Source organism: Sphingomonas sp. Leaf412 (assembly GCF_001425405.1).
Lineage (GTDB): Bacteria > Pseudomonadota > Alphaproteobacteria > Sphingomonadales > Sphingomonadaceae > Sphingomonas.
This window is the reverse complement of sequence record NZ_LMQP01000002.1, coordinates 255,694-275,222: the sequence shown is the minus strand read 5'-3', so window position 1 is coordinate 275,222 and position 19,529 is coordinate 255,694. Positions and strand designations below refer to the sequence as shown.

General features: G+C 68.8%; 16 protein-coding genes. 5 read left to right on the top strand and 11 right to left on the bottom strand.

The annotated features are described in order from the left end of the window. The 9 genes from ASG29_RS05740 to ASG29_RS05700 all read right to left on the bottom strand — a co-directional run. A partial coding sequence (locus ASG29_RS05740; RefSeq protein ID WP_235532792.1) for a GNAT family N-acetyltransferase occupies positions 1-709 on the bottom strand: 709 nt, incomplete at its 3' end. After that, a complete protein-coding gene (locus ASG29_RS05735; RefSeq protein WP_055981542.1) occupies positions 706-1,656 on the bottom strand; it encodes a polysaccharide deacetylase family protein in 951 nt (316 codons plus the stop codon). The genes ASG29_RS05740 and ASG29_RS05735, both read right to left, overlap by 4 nt. Positions 1,657-1,693: 37 nt before the next feature. After that, positions 1,694-5,083 carry a DNA methyltransferase gene (locus tag ASG29_RS05730; RefSeq protein ID WP_055981538.1) on the bottom strand — a complete coding sequence of 1,130 codons (3,390 nt, stop codon included), beginning with the start codon at positions 5,081-5,083 and terminating at the stop codon, positions 1,694-1,696. Between the two features lie 37 nt (positions 5,084-5,120). After that, positions 5,121-7,058, bottom strand: a complete 1,938-nt coding sequence (uvrC, locus tag ASG29_RS05725) for an excinuclease ABC subunit UvrC (protein ID WP_055981535.1) — start codon at positions 7,056-7,058, stop codon at positions 5,121-5,123. A gap of 113 nt (positions 7,059-7,171) precedes the next feature. Continuing rightward, positions 7,172-7,681, bottom strand: coding sequence for an FxDxF family PEP-CTERM protein (locus ASG29_RS05720; protein ID WP_055981532.1), 510 nt, complete (start codon positions 7,679-7,681; stop codon positions 7,172-7,174). A 183-nt stretch (positions 7,682-7,864) separates the two neighbouring features. Then, on the bottom strand, positions 7,865-10,537 hold the full coding sequence (gene metH / locus ASG29_RS05715; protein WP_055981529.1) for a methionine synthase: 2,673 nt from the start codon (positions 10,535-10,537) through the stop codon (positions 7,865-7,867). A gap of 98 nt (positions 10,538-10,635) precedes the next feature. Further along, on the bottom strand, positions 10,636-11,682 hold the full coding sequence (locus tag ASG29_RS05710) for a homocysteine S-methyltransferase family protein (RefSeq protein ID WP_055981526.1): 1,047 nt from the start codon (positions 11,680-11,682) through the stop codon (positions 10,636-10,638). Then, positions 11,682-12,623, bottom strand: a complete 942-nt coding sequence (gene metF, locus ASG29_RS05705) for a methylenetetrahydrofolate reductase [NAD(P)H] (protein ID WP_055981523.1) — start codon at positions 12,621-12,623, stop codon at positions 11,682-11,684. Before metF ends, ASG29_RS05710 begins: the two co-directional genes overlap by 1 nt. After that, entirely contained in the window at positions 12,620-13,570 is a 951-nt protein-coding gene (locus ASG29_RS05700; protein ID WP_055981520.1) for an ArsR/SmtB family transcription factor, read from the bottom strand. Before ASG29_RS05700 ends, metF begins: the two co-directional genes overlap by 4 nt. 145 nt (positions 13,571-13,715) lie before the next feature. On the opposite strand from ASG29_RS05700, the gene ASG29_RS05695 reads away from it, so the two are divergent. The 3 genes from ASG29_RS05695 to ASG29_RS05685 are packed head-to-tail and all read left to right on the top strand — an operon-like array spanning position 13,716 to position 15,177. After that, the gene (locus ASG29_RS05695) at positions 13,716-14,045 is read left to right on the top strand and encodes a hypothetical protein (RefSeq protein WP_055981518.1); all 330 of its coding nucleotides are present in this window, start codon (positions 13,716-13,718) and stop codon (positions 14,043-14,045) included. Next, a complete protein-coding gene (locus ASG29_RS05690) occupies positions 14,042-14,227 on the top strand; it encodes a hypothetical protein (protein ID WP_162242940.1) in 186 nt (61 codons plus the stop codon). The genes ASG29_RS05695 and ASG29_RS05690 overlap by 4 nt, the downstream gene beginning before the upstream one ends. After that, a complete protein-coding gene (locus tag ASG29_RS05685) occupies positions 14,224-15,177 on the top strand; it encodes an aldo/keto reductase (protein ID WP_055981513.1) in 954 nt (317 codons plus the stop codon). Before ASG29_RS05690 ends, ASG29_RS05685 begins: the two co-directional genes overlap by 4 nt. A 7-nt stretch (positions 15,178-15,184) precedes the next feature. Here ASG29_RS05685 and ASG29_RS05680 read toward each other — a convergent pair whose 3' ends face one another. Then, entirely contained in the window at positions 15,185-15,844 is a 660-nt protein-coding gene (locus ASG29_RS05680; RefSeq protein WP_055981510.1) for a DUF2490 domain-containing protein, read from the bottom strand. Between the two features lie 32 nt (positions 15,845-15,876). Then, on the bottom strand, positions 15,877-17,262 hold the full coding sequence (locus ASG29_RS05675) for a helix-turn-helix domain-containing protein (RefSeq protein WP_055981508.1): 1,386 nt from the start codon (positions 17,260-17,262) through the stop codon (positions 15,877-15,879). Between the two features lie 153 nt (positions 17,263-17,415). On the opposite strand from ASG29_RS05675, the gene ASG29_RS17185 reads away from it, so the two are divergent. Together ASG29_RS17185 and ASG29_RS05670 are read left to right on the top strand one after the other, a co-directional pair. Beyond that, positions 17,416-17,571, top strand: coding sequence for a hypothetical protein (locus ASG29_RS17185; RefSeq protein ID WP_200932373.1), 156 nt, complete (start codon positions 17,416-17,418; stop codon positions 17,569-17,571). A gap of 192 nt (positions 17,572-17,763) precedes the next feature. Then, positions 17,764-19,359, top strand: coding sequence for an isocitrate lyase (locus tag ASG29_RS05670; protein ID WP_055981505.1), 1,596 nt, complete (start codon positions 17,764-17,766; stop codon positions 19,357-19,359). The last annotated feature ends 170 nt before the right edge of the window (positions 19,360-19,529 follow it).

Genomic DNA, 19,529 nt, shown 5'->3' with positions numbered 1-19,529 from the left:
CCCCGCCGCTCGCCAGCGAGCGCTTGTGCTGCCCTTCCCCTTCGGTGAAATCGAAACGGGCGAAGCGATCCGCGAACAGATCGACCAGCGCCGCCTCCATCAGCACGCTGCCCGGCGACAGCGCGTGATGCGCCGGATCGTGCCCGACGTAATCGTAGCGCAGCGTGTCCCCGTCCGCCCCGCACCACAGGTACGCCACCGGCGCGTCGTGCAGGAACAATAGCCACGCCCGCGCCTCGCGACCCGTCATGAACGACGCATCCTGCGGCAGCGCCGATCCCAGCAACCGTTCCTGATACGTCGTCCGCGCCACCGCGCGCGCCAGCGGGTGGAACACGGCCAGTTCCGCCGCGGTCCGGTATCGCCGGACGTCCAGCACGTCGCCGTTCGCCGCCGCCAGCTTCTTCGCCTTCCGCTTCAACCCCGATCGCGCCTGTCCCGACAGGCCCGCGCGCCATGCCGCCTCCCCCGCCGACAGCTGCACGAAATAGCGCACGTACCGTTGCCGCACGAACGCCAGCCCCTGCCACGGGATGGCGACATGGTCGGGGAGCGAGGTGACGACATAGCCGTCGTCGGCGGCGTCCAGCGCGGGCAGCGCGGGCGCGGCGCCCGACACCGCCTGTTCCAGCGTCAGGCCCACGCGCCGCAACCGCCGCGGGATCGTCGCCAGCGTCCGCGCGCCGACCTGGAACCGTAGAACGCTCACGCCGCGCGCTCCGCCACCAGGGTCGACCACGCCTGCTCCACCTGCCGCCACCCGCGCCGGACCGCATTGCGCGCCAGCGGCCGGTCGTCGCGGTCCAGCGGCAGCACGGGCCGGTCCGCGAAATGCGTCGTCGGCAATCCGCCGCGCCGCGCCGCCAGCGTCTCGCACAGCGCCTCGAACCGGCGCACATGCATCTTGTTCGGCGCGGTCCCGGCGCGGTTCGCCAGTTCGAAGCTGTGCCCCACGATCGTCACCGTGGCATGATCGTGCGCGACCGCATGGTCCAGCGCGGCGCGCATCTCCGCCGCCGACAGCGCGCACACCTGCGCGTTGCGCCACCTCCCGCGCCGGTCCTCCACCTGCGTCACGGGCACCTCCACCACCCCGTGCCGCCGCACCGGCGCGATGCGTTCCGGGGGCAGCGCGATCGCGCTCGGCCATGGCGCGTGGTTGCCGTTGTGGCTGCTGTCGTACGCGATGCCCAGCGACGCCAGCGCGCGCAGCGTATCGTCGTTCGCGGCATAGCTTCCGCTGCGGAACGCGACGGGGCGCGGCGCGCCCGCCGCCGTCAGCAGGTCGATCGCGCGCGCCAGCATCGCGCGCTGCGCGCCCGCGTCGTGGTCGGTCAGCTCGAACCGCCCGTGCCGCGTCCGGTCGACCGCGTCCGCGCCCAGCCAGTTGGCGTGGCAATGCAATTGCACTTCCTGCCCCGCCGCCAGCACCGGCGCGACCATGCGCGCGATCCACTCGTCCCCATGGACCAGCGCGGGCATCGGATCGACGAAGAACGTCGCCTTCAACCCGTACCGCGCCAGCATCGCCAGCTGCGCCGTCAATCCCACCCCCGCGGGCTCCACCGACCGCGCATGGATCGTCGCGGCGTCGTGCCCGGCGGCATGATGGCGCCACGCGAACTCGGTATCGATGGTCAGGAACACGGCGGCCATGCGCGGCGCGATAGCGCGCCAGGGGTAAAGGGGAGGCTTACGCGGTGCCGCCTCCCGGCACGACCGCCGGCGACCGGCGCGCCTTACGCCTCCCCGCGACGACGGGGGGTACGGCGAAGCGCGGAACCTGATAGTCCGGCCGCAGCCAGCGGACATGGCCCGCCGCCTCCTCCGCCGCACGCTCGGCATTTAGCGCGACGAGCCGCGCGACGACCTGCGCCGCGGGCAGATCGCGCGGCCAGCCATAGGCATCCGCCACCGCATCATCCAGGTCGTCGTGCAGCTTCGCCACGATCCGCGCCCGCGCCCTGACCGCCGCCGACTCGTCCTGCGGCGACAGCGTGCCGTCGCGGATCGCGGCGACCAGATTGTAGAGCCCGGTCATCGTCAGCGAGGGATTTTCGCCGAGCGCCGTGCGCCGCGTGGCGTCCAGCCGTTCCGCGATACCCGCGATCGTATCGCGCTGCGCGCCGGTGGCGTCGGGAAAGGGGAACGGGTCGAAAACGAGAGATTTGGAGTACCTGTTATCGTTCCCAAAACCCAGCCATCCGCCACTGTGCAGAACCCACTCCTGATGGAACCGTCCTGACAAGACGCCAAATAATGTCGGATCATCAGCAGCGACAACGACGATCATGTTGTCCGCAAGGACCGAGCTGTTGATGAACTGAAATATCCGGTGTTTGGACGTCTCCGTCGTCGCAATGTACCTGGCGATTCCGGCGATCGCAGGGCGAAGCTCGCGTCGCGGCTCGCCGAAGATCCACCAGTGATCGCGATACGACGCGCGGTTGTTGACCGCCCTGCCGTTGGGCCTCCCCTTCTCGTCGGTCGAATTCCGTACGTTCTTCAGCAGGTGGTCGTACACCTCCGGGAAACGATCCATTACCGTCACCTCGTCCAGCCCGAACAGGTCGATCACGAACACGCCGCGCGGCCGTTGCAGCAGGTCTCGCCCGTTCCGATACTCCCGGATATGCGCGTCCAGCCCGGGCCGCGTGCCCAGTCCGAGCGATTTGGCCTGCGCGGCCGTTACCATGAAGCCGGCGCCCATCAACTGCACCCCGCGGGAACCCAATCCCTCGTTAGCGCGCAGTGGCACGACCCTCGTCACGTCGGTGCCGGTCGAAAGGTCCGCGTTGATCGCGCCATGATCGACCGCCACGTCCAGGACGGGCGCGTCGGTATCGATCGCGCGTTCCCGCACGATCGTCACCAGCCGCCCGGTCCCCGCGCCCGCATCCGCCACGGTCATCGCGATGCGTACCGCCGCAGCGTCCTTCGTCACGCGGGTCCACGGATGGTCGGGGACCGCGAGGACGAGATGAAGGCCGCCGGCCCTGTCCTCGCCGGAACGGGGGATGGGGCCGTGGGAATCGACCGATGGCGCCGGGCAGCTGTCTCCGCCCGGATCGCCCGAAGCACGACGCTCCGGTCCATCGCCGTCGTCGGTGACAGGCACGGGGACGGGGATCGACAACCAATGCTCGATGACGCGGCGACTGAAGACCTGCGTGATGCTGTTGGTCGTCACCAGCCCGAAACGGCGCAATCGCGTTCCCGGCCGGGTCAGGATATCCGCCGCCCGGTCCCACCATTGCATGACGAAGTCCGCCGACTTCGCCACGCGCGGGTTCGCCGCCCACAACGCCTCGGCATAGTTCGCGCCAAGCCGCTCGCGCAGGAACTTCGCGCCGATGAACGGCGGGTTGCCGATGATGAAGTCCGCCTCCGGCCATGCCGGCCGCCGCGGGTTCGCGGTGTCGGGATCGCCGGTCGGCAGCCGCACCAGCACCGCATCATACCCACCGTGGGTGCCGAAGTTTATATTGGTGAGCGTCGGCAGCACCGGCTCCCCGATCGCCTCCGGCGTGTTGGCGAGGCGATAGCGCAGCCAGCCGATCCACAACACCAGTTCCGCGATCACCGCCGCGCGCGGGTTGAGCTCCAGTCCCAGGAACTGGTTCGGATGCACCGTCGGCACGAATGCGGCGTCCAGCCCGGCGACGAATTGCCGAACCTCGCCCTCCAGCCGCAACAGCTGCTCCATCGCCACGTACAGGAAATTCCCGGTCCCGCACGCGGGATCCAGCACGCGCAACTCGCCCAGCCGCGCATGAAACGCACGCGCCACCGCGACCGCCCCGTCACGATCTCCGCTATCCGCCAGCACGCGGGCGCGTTCAAGCGTCGCGTCCCACTCCGGGCGCAACACGTCCATGATCGTCGCCTCGACCAGCCGGTCGACATAGGCGCGCGGCGTGTAATGCGCGCCCAGCTTCGCGCGATCCGCACTCGTCAGCACCTGCTCCAGCAGCGTGCCGAAGATCGCGGGCTCCACCTTGCGCCAATCCTTCGCGGCGGCGACGAGCAGTTCGTTCTTGAATTCGTCCGGCAGATCAAAAATTCGCGTCCCGCCGAACAGGTTGCCGTTGAAATAGCGGATGATCGCATCGCCGTAGGGCCAGTAGCGATTGACCTCCTGCGCATCGTTCATCCGCGACCACAGGTCGGACAGGCCGTTGCGCCAGAAATGCACCGATTTGCGCTGGGCTTCTTCCAGGAACGATTTGAAGCTGTCCTTCGGCAACAGCCCCACGTCCTCCGCGAACATGCAGAACAGCATCCGCATCAGGAACAGGCTGGTCGCCTCTATCCCCAGTGCGATCTCGATCGCGCCGGGGTGGCGATTGCGCTCGTCGCGTTCCAGCTGCTCGGCGACCCGGCTGAGCCGCCGCGCGATGTCGCGCGTGACCTCCGCCGCCTTCAGCCGCGGATCGACGCCCGCGGGCGCGGTCCATATCGCGCGCAGCAGGTCGGCCGCCGACAGGTCCACGCCCGGCAGCAACGTATCATCCGCCAACTGCTTCAACCCGACGCGATACTGCCGCTCGTCGGGGAACGGGGCATATCCGCGCCCGTTTCCAGCCCAGTCGAAATACAGTTCGAACGCGCGCCCGATATCCGCCACGATCAGGAACGGCGGCGCGCGATGATCGCCTGGCAACGCCAAGGCATAACGCTCCGCCTGCAACCGCGCATCCGCCATCAGGCGATCGTAGCGCGCCACCGGGCGCGCGGGCGCCTCCATGCCGATGACGTGCCCGAAAAGGTCGGTGATCGACGCCGGCGGCGGCTCGACCGGGTCCACGGGCGCGACCTCGCCCGGCTTCAACTGGCTCTGTTTCGCCTCCAGGATGAAGCAGTCGCGCTTGTACAGGTCGATGCGGCCCGTCCCCTTACGGCCTAGCGCCGCCTCCGACCGGACCGGCGCCTCGAACTCGTAATCGCCCAGCCCCGCACCTTTCGGTTGCGGCGCGGGCAGCGCCAGCGCCTGGGCGAACTCGCTCAGGAACATCTGGTAATTGGCGCGCTCGGCCCCGCCCTCGGTGCCGGTCCAGCGCGCGATCAGGTCGGCGATCGTCATGCGCGGCTTGTGCCGGGGCGCGCGGGGCGCGGCAAGATCACTTTGCGTGGTAGAAGTCGTACACCTGCTGCGCCACGCTGGCCGATACGCCAGGGGCCTGTTGCAGGTCGGCCAGGCTGGCGTTGCGCACGGCGCGGCCGGTGCCGAAATGCATCAGCAGCGCCTTCTTGCGCGCCGGGCCGATGCCCGGCACCTCGTCCAGCGGGCTTGCCCCCATCGCCTTCGCGCGCTTCGCCCGATGCGCGCCGATGGCGAAGCGATGCACCTCGTCGCGCAGCCGTTGCAGGTAGAACAGGGTCGGCGAATTGACCGGCAGCATCAACTCGCGCCCGTCCATCAGGTGGAACACCTCGCGCCCCTCGCGCCCGTGGTTAGGCCCCTTGGCGACGCCGACCAGGCACACGTCCTCGATCCCCAGCTGCTCCAGCACCGCCTTCGCCGCGTTCAATTGCCCGCGCCCGCCGTCGATCAGGACCAGGTCGGGCCACTCGCCCGAATCGCGGTCCGGGCCTTCCTCCTCCGCGCCTTCCTTCAACAGCCTGGCGAACCGGCGCGTCAGGACCTCGCGCATCATCCCGAAGTCGTCGCCCGGGACGATGCTTTTGTCCTTGATGTTGAACTTGCGATACTGCCCCTTCCGGAATCCCTCGGGTCCGGCGACGACCATCGCGCCGAGCGCGTTCGTCCCCTGGATGTGGCTGTTGTCGTACACCTCGATCCGGTCCGGCGGCTCGGGCAGGTCGAACAGGTCCGCGACCTCGCGGTTCAGTTTCGCCTGCGTCGTCGATTCGGCCAGCCTGCGCTCCAGCGCCTCCTGCGCATTGCGCCTGGCCTGATCGAGCAGCCGCCGCCGCGTGCCGCGCTGCGGCACTTCCATGCTGACCTTGCGCCCCGCCTGCCCGCTCAACGCCTCCTGCAACAGCGCAGCCTCTGGCAGCACGCGGTCGACGAACACGGTGCGGGCGGGGGGAACCTCCTCATAGAATTGCATCAGGAACTGGCTCAGCACCTCCTCCTCCGCCACGTCCGCGGTGTGCGCGGGGAAGAAGCTGCGGTGGCCCCAATTCTGCCCGCCGCGGATGAAGAACGCCTCGATCCCGATCAGCCCCTCGTGGCTGGCCAGTGCGAAGATGTCGGCGTCGCCCACGTCCTCGGCATTGATGAACTGCGTCCCCTGGATGAAGGTCAGCGCCTTCAGCCGGTCGCGGATCACCGCCGCGCGCTCGAAATCCATGTCGGCCGCCGCCGCGGTCATCTCCGCGCCCAGCTTCGCCTGCACGTCGGTCGCCTTGCCCGCCAGGAACTTCTTGGCGTCGGATACCAGCTCGGCATAATCGCCCGCGTCGATCCGCCCGACGCACGGCGCGGAGCAGCGCTTGATCTGGTACAGCAGGCACGGGCGGTCGCGGGTCTTGAAGAAACCGTCGGTGCACGATCGCAGCAGGAACAGTTTCTGCAACGCGTTGAGGGTGTTGTTGACGCTCCCCGCGCTGGCGAACGGGCCGTAGTAATCGCCCTTCGCGCGCCGCGCGCCGCGATGCTTCTGGATCCGCGGATACTCATGGTCGGACCGCAGCAGGATGAAGGGGAAGCTTTTGTCGTCGCGCAGCAGGACATTGTACGGCGGGCGGTACCGTTTGATGAGCTGCGCTTCGAGCAGCAGCGCCTCCGCCTCGTTGTTGGTCGTCACGATCGTCATCGACCGCGTCTGCGACACCATCCGCTGGAGCCGCTTGGGCAGGCGATCGACCTGCACGTAATTGCCGACGCGGTTCTTCAGCGCGCGCGCCTTGCCGACGTACAGCACGTCGCCCTTCGCATCGTTCATGCGATAGACGCCGGGCTTCAGCGGCAGCGTCTTCAGGACGTTGCGGATCGCCGCCTCGCCCGCCTTCAGGTCGGGCGCGTCGGAACCGCGGACGGTGAAGGTGGCGGCTTCCTCGTTGAAGCGCGTGGGCGGGCCGTAGCCTGACATGGGTTCCACTTAGGGAGCCGGGGACTCGCAGGCAACGCCGCCGGACGGATCGCGGACATGAAAACGCCGCCGGCCCAGGGGACCGGCGGCGTCTGTCGCAATCCTAGAAAGGATCAGGCGAAGCGGACGGCCGTCTTCACCGCGCGGCGGCGCATCGCGCCACCGACCATGCCGAAGCCGAGGATCATCAGACCCCAGGTCGCGGGCTCCGGAACGGCGGCGAAGCTGAGGTCGCCGGCGTAGGAACCCTCGTTGCCCGACGTGCCCGAGACGGTCAGGCGATAGTCGCCCGCGCTCAGGAAGGTCGACGCGAGCGTGCGGAACTCGACGATGCCCGACACGACGGGCGAGAAGTCGATGCCGGCGCCCAGGCCGGGACCGGTCAGGAACACGCGCGAGAAGTTGACGTTCGTCGCAGCGCTGACCGCGACCGACGACAGCGTGGCGCCGAAGCGGCCGGCCGTGTCGAGCGTGAAGTCGAACGTGTCGGTGAACGACGGCGTCGTGATCAGGTCGTTGCCGTACGTGCCCGAGTTACCGTCGAACGTGATGTACGTGGCGGCCGAAGCCGGAGCGGCAACCGCCAGAGCGGCGCCTGCGAATGCGAAAGCGAGTGCCTTCATACTGATATCCCTTTTACGAGCGGTGGAAGTTCGGTCAACGACGATGGTTAATTCAACTTCGTTACGGCAGCAAGTCGTTCGAACCCCGAATCCCGTTCTGGGACGAACTTTTTTGTGCGGCGCGGTATAAATACGACGCTGCGTTGGTGAAACGGTAACCAGAGGTTCCGGTTCCCTGTCGAATCAGTCCAGATTCGGTCGCAGCAGCCGGGTCGCGCGCGCCACGTCGACGCCCAGGCGATTCGCATAATCCGCGACCTGGTCCTCGCCGATCCGGGCAACGCCGAAATACTCGGCCTGCGCGTGACCGAAATAGAAGCCGCTGACCGCCGCGGTGGGCAGCATCGCGAAGCTCTCGGTCAGCTCCAGCCCCGCATTCCCCTCCGCATCCAGCAGGTCGAACAGCGTCCGCTTCAGCGAATGTTCCGGGCAGGCCGGATAGCCGGGCGCGGGGCGGATCCCGCGATACTGCTCGCGGATCAGCGCCTCGTTGGTCAGCTGCTCGCCCGCGGCATAGCCCCACAGGTCGGTGCGGACATGCGCGTGCAGCCGTTCCGCGAACGCCTCCGCCAGCCGGTCCGCCAGCGCCTTCAACAGGATGTCGTTGTAATCGTCGTGCCCCGCCTGGAACCGCGCCAGGTGCGGCTCGATCCCGTGGATGCCGACCGCGAAGCCGCCGATCCAGTCGCCTGCGGGATCGACGAAATCGGCCAGGCACATGTTCGCCCGCCCCTCGCGCTTCGCGATCTGCTGGCGAAGGAAGGGCAACCGCGTCGAATGTTCGTTGCGGCGGTCCAGGTCGGGCAGGCTGAACCCCTCGGGCACGCTGCCGCCGTCGGGGGTGCGCCGGTCGACGCTGTGGCGGTCGTACACCCACACGTCGTCGTCGTGGCGATGACATGGCCACAGCCCCGCGACGCCGCGCGCGGTCAGCCATTTCTCGCCCACGATCCGATCCAGCATCGCGCGCGCATCGGCATACAGGCTGGTCGCGCTTTCGCCGACGACCTCGTCGGTCAGGATCGCGGGATAGTTCCCCGCCAGTTCCCACGCGCGGAAGAACGGCGTCCAGTCGATATAGCTCGCCAGGTCGGCCAGGTCCCAGTCGTCGAACACATGCACGCCCGGCCGCTTCGGCGCGGGCGCCTTCAGCGCGAAATCGACCGCCATCCCGCGCGACCGGGCGACGTCGAGCGGCAGGAGTGCGTTCTGCCCCTTCCCCTCGCGCGCGTCGCGCACCGCCTGATAATCCGCCGCGGTCTTCGCCACGAAATCGTCGCGGATCGTCTCGCTGACGAGGGTCGTCGCCACACCTACCGCGCGGCTGGCGTCCAGCACGTGGACGATCGGCCCGTCATAGGCGGGCGCGATGCGCAGCGCGGTATGCACCTTCGACGTCGTCGCGCCGCCGATCAGCAGCGGCATCGTCATCCCCGCGCGCTTCATCTCCTCCGCCACGGTCACCATCTCGTCCAGGCTGGGCGTGATGAGGCCGGACAGGCCGATCATGTCGGCATCGTTCTCGTTCGCCGCCGCCAGGATCTTCGACCACGGGACCATGACGCCCAGGTCGACCACGTCGAAGCCGTTGCACTGCAACACCACGCCGACGATGTTCTTGCCGATATCGTGGACGTCGCCCTTCACGGTCGCCATCACGATCTTGCCCTTGCCCTTCGCGCCCGGCTCCTTGCTCGCCTCGATGAAGGGAAGGAGGTGCGCGACCGCCTTCTTCATCACGCGCGCGGACTTCACGACCTGCGGCAGGAACATCTTGCCGCTGCCGAACAGGTCGCCGACGACGTTCATACCGTCCATCAACGGCCCCTCGATCACCTCAATGGGCCTCGCGAACTGCTGGCGGCATTCCTCGGTATCGTCGACGACATGCGCGTCGATGCCCTTGACCAGCGCATATTCCAGCCGCTTCGTGACGGGGAGCGAACGCCATTCCGCCGCCGCCTTCTCCGCCACCGCGTCGGTGCCGCGGTATTTCTCCGCCAGCGCGACCAGCCGGTCGCCCGCCGCCGGATCGCGGTTCAGGATCACGTCCTCGCACGCATTGCGCAATTCCGGGTCGATCGCGTCATAGACGTCGAGCTGCCCGGCGTTGACGATCGCCATGTCCATGCCCGCGGGGATGGCGTGGTAGAGGAACACGCTGTGCATCGCCCGACGCACCGGCTCGTTCCCGCGGAAGCTGAACGACAGGTTCGACAGCCCGCCCGATATGTGGACGTGCGGGCAGCGCGCCTTGATCTCCCTCACCGCCTCGATGAAGTCGACGCCGTAATTGTCATGCTCCTCGATCCCCGTCGCGACTGCGAAGACGTTGGGGTCGAAGATGATATCCTCCGGCGGAAAGCCGATGCCGGTCAGCAGGTCATAGGCGCGGGCGCAGATCTCGACCTTGCGCTCCTTCGTATCCGCCTGCCCGACCTCGTCGAACGCCATGACGACGACCGCGGCGCCGTAGTTCATGCACTTGCGCGCATGGACCAGGAACGGCTCGACGCCCTCCTTCATGCTGATGGAATTGACGATCGGCTTGCCCGACACGCATTTCAGCCCCGCCTCGATCACGTCCCATTTGGAACTGTCGATCATCACCGGCACGCGCGCGATATCGGGTTCGGCGGCGATCAGTTTCAGGAACGTCGTCATGGCGTGGTGCGCGTCGAGCAGCCCCTCGTCCATGTTGACGTCGATCACCTGCGCGCCGTTCTCGACCTGCGCGCGCGCGACCTCGACCGCGCGGGTATAGTCGCCCGCCATGACGAGCTTCTTGAACGCGGCGGAGCCGGTGACGTTGGTACGCTCGCCGATATTGACGAACTGCGTGGCGAACTGGGTCATTTATACGTCATCCCGGCGCAGGCCGGGATCCAGGTTTCCGGGCGGCAGCGCGTGTAATTCTGGACCCCGGCCTGCGCCGGGGTGACGGGTCGTCGCGGCTAGGCGGCCATCGTGAACGGCTCCAGCCCCGCCAGCCGCGTCCTGACCGGCGGCACCGGTACCGCCCGGGGCGGCACGCCGCGCGCCATGTCCGCGATCGCGCGGATATGCGCGGGCGTCGATCCGCAGCATCCGCCCAGCACGTTCACCTGCCCCCCCTGCGCCCATTCGCCGACCAGCCCCGCGGTCGTCGCCGGCGCCTCGTCATACTCGCCCAGTTCGTTGGGCAGGCCCGCATTGGGATAGACCATGATAAGGGTGTCGCAGATGTCGCTCAGCACCTTCACGTGCGGGCGCAGCTGCTCCGCCCCGAACGAGCAGTTCAGCCCGATCGTCAGCGGCCTGGCATGGCGCACCGCGTGCCAGAACGCCTCCACCGTATGCCCCGACAGGTTGCGGCCCGACAGGTCGGTCAATGTCATCGACAGCATGATCGGCAGGTCGCGCCCCAGCGCCTCCCCCGCCTCGATCGCGGCCATGATCCCCGCCTTGGCGTTCAGCGTGTCGAACACCGTCTCGATCAGGATGAAGTCCGCGCCGCCCTCGACCAAAGCGTCGGTCTGCTCGCGGTACACGTCCTTCAGATAATCGAAGTCGATCTCGCGATAGCCCGGATCGTTGACGTCGGGCGACAGCGACAATGTCTTGTTCGTCGGGCCGATCGCGCCCGCGACGAAGCGCGGGCGCCCGTCGCGGCCCGCGAATTCGTCCGCCAGCCGCCGCGCCATCGCCGCGCTTTCGACGTTGATCTCGCGCACCAGCCCTTCGGCGCCGTAATCCGCCTGGCTGATGCGGTTCGCCGAAAAGGTGTTGGTTTCCGCGATATCCGCCCCCGCCTCGAAATAGGCGCGGTGGATGCTTTCGGGCACCTCGGGCTTGGTCAGCGCGAGGATGTCGTTGTTGCCCTTCTGGTCGTGGCCCAGCGTCAGCGTCCCGGCGTAATCCGCCTCGGACAGCTTCCAGTTCTGGATCTCGGTCCCGAACGCGCCGTCGGTGATGAGGATGCGCTTCGCCGCCTCGGCCAGGAATGTCTCGCGTACCGTCATCACGCCGCCTCCGCCGCGGCCCGGCCCGCGCTGCGCACCCCCAGCAGGTGGCAGATCGCGAAGCTCAGCTCGGCCTTGTTCATGGTGTAGAAGTGGAATTGCTTGACCCCGCCCGCATACAGCTTGCGGCACAATTCGGCCGCGACGGTCGCCGCGACCAGCTGGCGCGCCGCGGGCTTGTCGTCCAGCCCCTCGAACAGGCGGTCGAGCCAGCCGGGCACGTCGGTGCCGCACATCGCGGCCATGCGGCGGATGCCCGCGAAGCTGCCCACGGGCATCACGCCCGGCACGATCTCCGCATCGATCCCCGCCGCCGCCGCGGCGTCGCGATAGCGGAAGAAGGTGTCGGGCTCGAAGAAGAATTGCGTGATGGCGCGATTGGCGCCCGCGTCCAGCTTCCGCCTGAGGTTATCGAGGTCCGCCGCCAGATTGGCCGACGACGGATGGCATTCGGGATAGGCCGCGACCGAAATCTCGAACGGGTGCAGCCGCCGCAGCCCCTCCACCAGCGCCGCCGCATTCTCGTATCCGCCGGGATGCGGCGCATAATCCTGCGCGCCCGCGGGGGGATCGCCGCGCAGCGCGACGATGTGCCGCACGCCCGCCGCCCAATATTCCTCCGCCACCGCATCGATCTCGTCGCGCGTCGCCTCGACGCAGGTCAGATGCGCGGCGGCGGGCACCGTGGTTTCGCGCGCGATCCGCGCCACCGTCGCGTGCGTGCGATCGCGCGTCGACCCGCCCGCGCCGTAGGTGACCGACAGGAAACGCGGCGACAAAGGCGCCAGCGTCTCGATCGATTCCCACAATGTCGCCTCCGCCTTGTCGGTCTTGGGCGGCGAGAATTCGAAACTGACCTCCACGTCGCCGCCGACGTCGGCGTACAGCGGCGCGTCCAGGGCGCGTGCGGCCTCCGTCATCTGCCGGACCGAGAAATTCATGCCGCCTTCACCTCTCTCAGCGGCGCGCCCGTCTTGCGCGCCAGCCACAATTTCACCGTCAGCTCCCCGCCCTCCAGCGTATCGACTCGCGCGGGACGAAGCCCGGCGGCGTCGAACCACCCCTCGATCTGCGCGTCGGAGAAGCCGAGCCGGGTGTGCGCGTCGCGCGCGCGCAGTTCCTCGCGGTCGTGCGGCGCGAAATCCGCGATCAGCAACCGTCCGCCCGGCGCCAGCACGCGTCCCGCCTCCTGGATCGCGGCACCCGGTTGCTGCGCGAAGTGCAGGACGTGGTGGATGATCGCGACGTCCGCCGCATCGTCCGCCATGGGCAGCGCGTACAGGTCCGCCTGCCGCAATTCGGCATTGGCGAGCCCCCCCGCCCCGAGCTTGGCCCGCGCCAGCCGCAGCATCTCGGACGACCGGTCGATGCCCAGCGCATGGCTGGCACGGCCCGCGAACAATTCGATCATCCGCCCTGTGCCGGTGCCGATGTCGATCAGCCGCCCGATCGGTTCGCCGTCCAGCGCGCGGAGCATCGCCGCCTCGACCTGATCCTCCGCCACGTGCAGCGAGCGGATCGCGTCCCATTCGCGCGCATGCGCCTCGAACCAGCCCGCCGCCGCCGCCGCGCGGTCCGCGCGCACCGCGGCCAGCCGCGCCGCATCCGCCACCGTCTCGCGCTCCGCGCCCCAGGCGTCCAGCGCCGCCAGTACCGGGGCGACCCGCGCCGCCTCGCCCAGCGCCACGAACACCCAGCTGCCTTCCTTGCGCCGTTCGGCAAGCCCGGCATCGGTCAGGATCTTCACATGCCGGCTGACGCGCGGCTGGCTCTGTCCCAGGACCTGTGCCAGTTCGCCGACGGACAATTCCATCGCGCGCAGCAGGGCGACGATCCGCAGGCGGGACGAGTCCGCCAGCGCGCGGAAGATATCGAGGGCGATCGTCATTGCGATCAACATATAAAGATATCTTTATATGCGGTCAACGCGGCATCGGCGTCTTATCCGTCCGTCCCGTACCGGACCCTTCGCGCGCTTGCTTCGTTGCCCAGCCCGCTGGCATGTGTTCCAGTCCGTGATGGGGAGAAACCATATGAAGTTCGCGACCACCCTGGGCCTCGCCATGGCGGCGACGCTGTCGACCGCCGCATGCAGCGAGCGGGCGGAGGACGAGACGGCGCAGGCGGGCAACGTCATCGCCGCCGATACCGCGGCGACCGTGGACAACGCCTCCTCCGACGTCGAGGCCGCGACCCGCGACGCGTCGCGCGACGTCCGGACCGCAACGGAGGATGCGCTGGCGGGTGCGGAGAATTCGGCCGACCGCGCGGGCGCCGCAATCGGCGCCGCGGCGGACGACGCCGCCGACGCCACCGGCAACGCGCTGACCCGCGCGGGCAACGCGATCCGCGACCGCGATTGATGCGTCGCGGCGCGGCGATCGCCGGGCTGCTGGTCGTCGCCGCCTGTTCGGGCGGCGACGATCCCTCCACGGTCCTGTCTCCCAATGAGGACCGGCAACTGAACCGGGCGGCCGAGATGCTCGACGCGAACAGCGTCGCGCTGGAGGACGTCACCGACAATATAGGCGATCCGCGACCATGACCGACACCCGCCGACTGGGATCGTCCGACCTGCGCATCGCGCCCTTGGTACTGGGCGGCAACGTCTTCGGCTGGACCGCGGACCGGGCCACCAGTTTCGCCGTCCTCGACGCCTTCGTCGACGGCGGGGGGACGATGATCGACACCGCCGACGTCTATTCCGCCTGGGTGCCGGGACATGCCGGGGGCGAGTCCGAAAGCGTGATCGGCGAATGGCTGCGCTCGGACGCGGGGAAGCGCGATCGCGTGCTGATCGCGACGAAGGTCGGGATGCTGCCGGGCGAAGGCGGCGAGAAGCTGGCGCCCGCGCGGATTGCCGCGGCGTGCGAGGCGTCGCTGAAGCGGCTCGGCACTGATCGCATCGACCTGTATTTCGCGCACCAGGATGACGATTCGGTGCCGCAGGAGGCGGTGCTGGAGGCGTTCGCCACGCTGGTCGCGGCCGGAAAGGTGCGCGTGCTGGGCGCGTCGAACTTCCATGCCGCGCGGCTGAAATCCGCGAACGAGGCGGCGCGCGCCGCGGGGCTGCCGCGCTACGACGTGCTGCAACCCGAATATAATCTGGTCAGCCGCCACAAGTTCGAGGGCGAGTTGCAGGACCTGTGCGTGTCCGAGAACGTCGGCGTCGTGCCCTATTACGGGCTGGCATCGGGCTTCCTGACCGGCAAATACCGTTCGGCCGACGACCTGGGCAAGAGCGTCCGCGGCGGGCGGATGAAGGATCTGTTGTCCGGCACGGGCGCCGCGGTCCTGGCCGCGATGGACGCGGTCGTCGCCGACACCGGCGCGACCCACGCGCAGGTCGCGCTGGCGTGGCTGAAGGACCAGCCGGGCGTCACCGCCCCGATCGCCAGTGCGACGTCGGTGGAGCAGGTCGCGGACCTGCTGGGCGCGATGGACCTGGCGCTGTCGCCGGAGCAGCAGGCCCGGCTGACCGACGCCGGCGCCTGACCCTGCGTCAGTGGCGGAAGAACACCGCCACCGACAGGACGTGGTTCATCCGCGACGCCGCCCCCGGCAGGTCGACGATCTGGTTCAGATATCCCGCCTCGATCGTCGACCGTCCCTTCAGCCCGACCTCCACGCCGACGAACGTCCGCAGCTGGTCGAACCCCTCGCGCGCGCGCCAGTCGGGTGCGTTGAGCGCGACGAACCCCTCGATCGACGCCATCGGCGCCAGCCGGGGCGTGACCGGATATTCGTAGCGCAGCATCTCGCGCAGCCGCCATTGCATGTCGCGCCCGTCCGACCGCCAGCGCTGCTCCAGCCGGGTGCGCGACTGCAACTCGCCGGGCAGGTCGCGGAAGAACACCGTCGCCTGCTGGAACAACCGCTCCTCGTTGCGGTTCGCCGCGGGCTCGGCGACGTGCACATATCCCGCGAACAGCTGAATGTCGCGCGTCGCCTGCACGCCGATCGCGGGGCGCAGCAGCACCTGCTCGACCTCCGACACGTCGTTGCCGACGCGCGGCTGGATCTCGGCGAAGTAGATGAGCTTGCCCGATATCTTCCCCGTCGCCGTCAGGTTCAGCCAGACACTGGCATCGTGGTCGACTCGCGCGGCGGCGGGCGTCGCGACGGCGAGCGTCAGGGCGGCGGCGAAATGGGTCGCGTTCATGACGCCGCCTATGCCCGCGCGATCGCGGCTTGTCAGTCCCCGGCGAAGGCGATCGCGCTCACCCCGCGCTCGCGCTCGTTCACGACCCACGCCCGCCCCGCGGGCACCGCCGACCGCTGCGGACAGGCAGGGCGCAGGCAGCGGCGGCACCCCAGCCCGATCGGCGTCGCGGTGCCGGCCAGGTCCATGCCGCGGGCCGCCGCCAGCGCGCCCGCCATCCCCTCCTCGACCCCCAACCCGACCGCGAACTCCGCCGCGACCAGCCCGTGGCGCCGTCCCTGCGGCGCCACCGTCCGCGCCATCGTCAGGAAGCGCGCACCGTCCTCCAGCTCGACCAGCTGCACCGCAAGGCTGCCCGGCCGGTCGAACGCATGGTGCAACCGCCACAGCGGGCAGCGCGCGTCCGCCTCCACCAGCGCGGCGCCGCTCGCCCCCGCATAGCGTTTCGACGACACGCCCGCGCGATCGATCCGGATCATGAAAAAGGGCAGGCCCCGCGCACCGACCCGCGACAGCGTCGTCAACCGGTGCGCGACCTGCTCGAACCCCGCGCCGAAGCGCCGCTGGAGCAGTTCGATGTCATATCCCGTCGTCTCGCACGCGCGCAGGAAGCGGGCGTAGGGCATCATCACCGCCGCCGCGAAATACCCCGACAGGTGGCGTCGATACAGCCGCTCGCTCGTCCGGTCGGTGAAGCCCGCGCCGCGCGCCAGCGCCTCGATCTCCGCCCGCGCCTCGCCCTGCGCCAGGTGCATCGCGACCGCGAAGGTGCGGCTGGCGGGGTCGAGCAGCTCGCTCAGCTGCAACTGCCGCGCGTGCAGGTCCAGCCGCCGCAACGCGTCGGGCATCACGTCGGCGGGCAGGACGCGGATCGACAATTGATGCTTCGCGCGCAGCCGCTCCGCGATCACGCCGTACAGGTCCCCCGCCGCCAGCCGCAATTCGTCCGCCAGCGCCTCCGCCGCCGCGTCGAGGTCGGGGAAATGGTTGCGCCACCGCTCGATCTCGCGCCGCACCGCCGCGACCGGATCGTCCGTCGCAGGCGCCGCCTCGCCGCCCGCGCCCCCGCGATCGTAGGCGCGCGCGAACGCCTCCGCCCCGCCGGGCGCGGCGGCCAGCCATTCCTCCAGCTCGGTGCGGTCGACTTCCAGGTCCGCGAACAGGGGGTCGGCCAGCCGCCGCCGCATCGCCGCCGCCCCGCCCCCCGGCTCCGCCGCGGCCAGCGCGCGGGGGTCGAGGTCGAACGTCTCCGCCAGCCGCACCAGTACCGTCGCGGACACCGGCCGCTGGTTGCGTTCGACCAGGTTGAGGTAGCTGGGGCTGATCCCCAGCATCTCCGCCATCGCGGCCTGGCTCAACGCCAGCCGCCGCCGCAGCCGCCGCACGACATGCCCCGCCATCAGTTTGTCGACCGCCATGACGCGTTGTAAATCCTTTACAGCTTCACACGGGTTAACACCGTTTCATGCGACGATGCGACCCCGAAACGGTGTCGATACAGGTGTTCGTGACAATTTCCGCGGCGTAACCCCGGTCGCAAGGCAGCGATGCCGCGAACGAGGAGACCCACGATGACGACCGAACCCCAGCGCGCCCGCGCCGTGTTCTCGACCGAGGATTTCGGCCTGATGAAGGAAGCGGTCGCCAGCTACGTGAAGCAGATCGCGGACGATCCGCGCTCGTCGAAATTCTCCGCCCTGTACCACCGCCTCGGCCGCCTCGGCTGAACCAACCCGTTTCCTGGGGAGGAAAGGTGTCCGCCGGCGTCCCAAGCGCCGGCGGACATTCCCCCCGCGAAGAATCCAGAGTCCCCACCACCGTTCGGGCTGAGCGAAGTCGAAGCCGATGCGCTCGGCAGGCCCTTCGACGTCGCTCAGGGCGAACGGCGGTGGGGATTCGACAGAACCAAGGATGACCCCGTGACCTATCAGGACCAGATCGCCGGCGCCGACACGCTGATCCGCAGCTTCAACGGCACATGGGACGGCATCGACGCCGAATCGGTCGCGCGGATGCAGTTGCAGAACCGGTTCCGCACCGGGCTGGATATCGCGAAATACACCGCGGGCATCATGCGTCGCGATATGGCCGCCTATGACGCCAACCCCGCCGAGTACACGCAGTCGCTGGGTTGCTGGCACGGCTTCATCGGGCAGCAGAAGCTCATCTCGATCAAGAAGCATTTCGGCACCACCAAGGGCCGCTACCTCTACCTGTCCGGCTGGATGGTCGCCGCGCTGCGCAGCGATTTCGGACCGCTGCCCGACCAGTCGATGCACGAGAAGACGAGCGTGCCCGCGCTGATCGAGGAATTGTACACCTTCCTGAAGCAGGCCGACGCGCGCGAACTGGGGATGATGTTCCGCGACCTCGACGCCGCGCGCGAGACGGGCAACGAACTGGAGGCGCAGCGCCTGCTGAACGCGATCGACGGTTACGAAACGCACGTCGTGCCGATCATCGCGGACATCGACGCGGGCTTCGGCAATGCCGAGGCGACGTACCTTTTGGCGAAGAAGATGATCGAGGCGGGCGCCTGCGCGCTCCAGATCGAGAACCAGGTCAGCGACGAGAAGCAGTGCGGGCATCAGGACGGCAAGGTCACCGTGCCGCACGAGGACTTCCTGGCGAAGGTGCGCGCCTGCCGCTACGCTTTCCTCGAAATGGGCGTGGAAGACGGCATCATCGTCACGCGCACCGACTCGCTGGGCGCGGGCCTGACGAAGCAGATCGCGTACAGCACGGAAGCCGGCGACATCGGCGACCAGTATAACGCCTTCCTCGATTGCGAGGAGGTGACCGACCTGTCCTCGCTGCGCGGCGACGTGGTGATCGAGCGCGACGGCAAGCTGATGCGGCCCAAGCGGCTCGCGTCCAACCTGTTCCAGTTCCGCGAGGGCACCGGCGCGGACCGTTGCGTCCTCGATTGCATCACGTCGTTGCAGAACGGCGCGGACCTTTTGTGGATCGAGACCGAGAAGCCGCATATCGAGCAGATCGCGGGCATGGTCGACCGCATCCGCGAGGTGATCCCGAACGCCAAGCTGGTCTACAACAACTCGCCGTCGTTCAACTGGACGCTGAATTTCCGCCAGCAGGTGTTCGACGCCTGGGTCGAGGCGGGCAAGAATGTCGCGCCCTACGACCGCGCGCGGCTGATGAGCGTGGATTACGACGAAACCCCGCTGGCGGCGGAGGCGGACGAGCGGATCCGCACGTTCCAGAAGGACGCCGCGGCGCGGGCCGGCATCTTCCACCACCTCATCACGCTGCCGACCTATCACACCGCCGCCTTGTCCACGGACAATCTGGCGAAGGAATATTTCGGCGATGCAGGCATGCTGGGCTACGTCAAGGGCGTGCAGCGGAAGGAAATCCGCGAAGGCATCGCGTGCGTGAAGCATCAGAACATGAGCGGGTCCGACATCGGCGACGACCACAAGGAATATTTCGCGGGCGAGGCGGCGCTGAAGGCCGGCGGCACGCACAACACCATGAACCAGTTTGCGGCGTGACGCGGGACGGCCGCAGCGACGCTGCGGCCACCGCGCGGGACGCCCGGCCAGCGGCACGCAGCGCCGTCCGACGACGCGGGCTTCGCCCGCGGCGGGGCCGAACGAAGCACGGAGAGGGTGCGGGGGACGGAGACGGGACCAACCCGCCCCTTCCCCTTTTTTATCCTCCC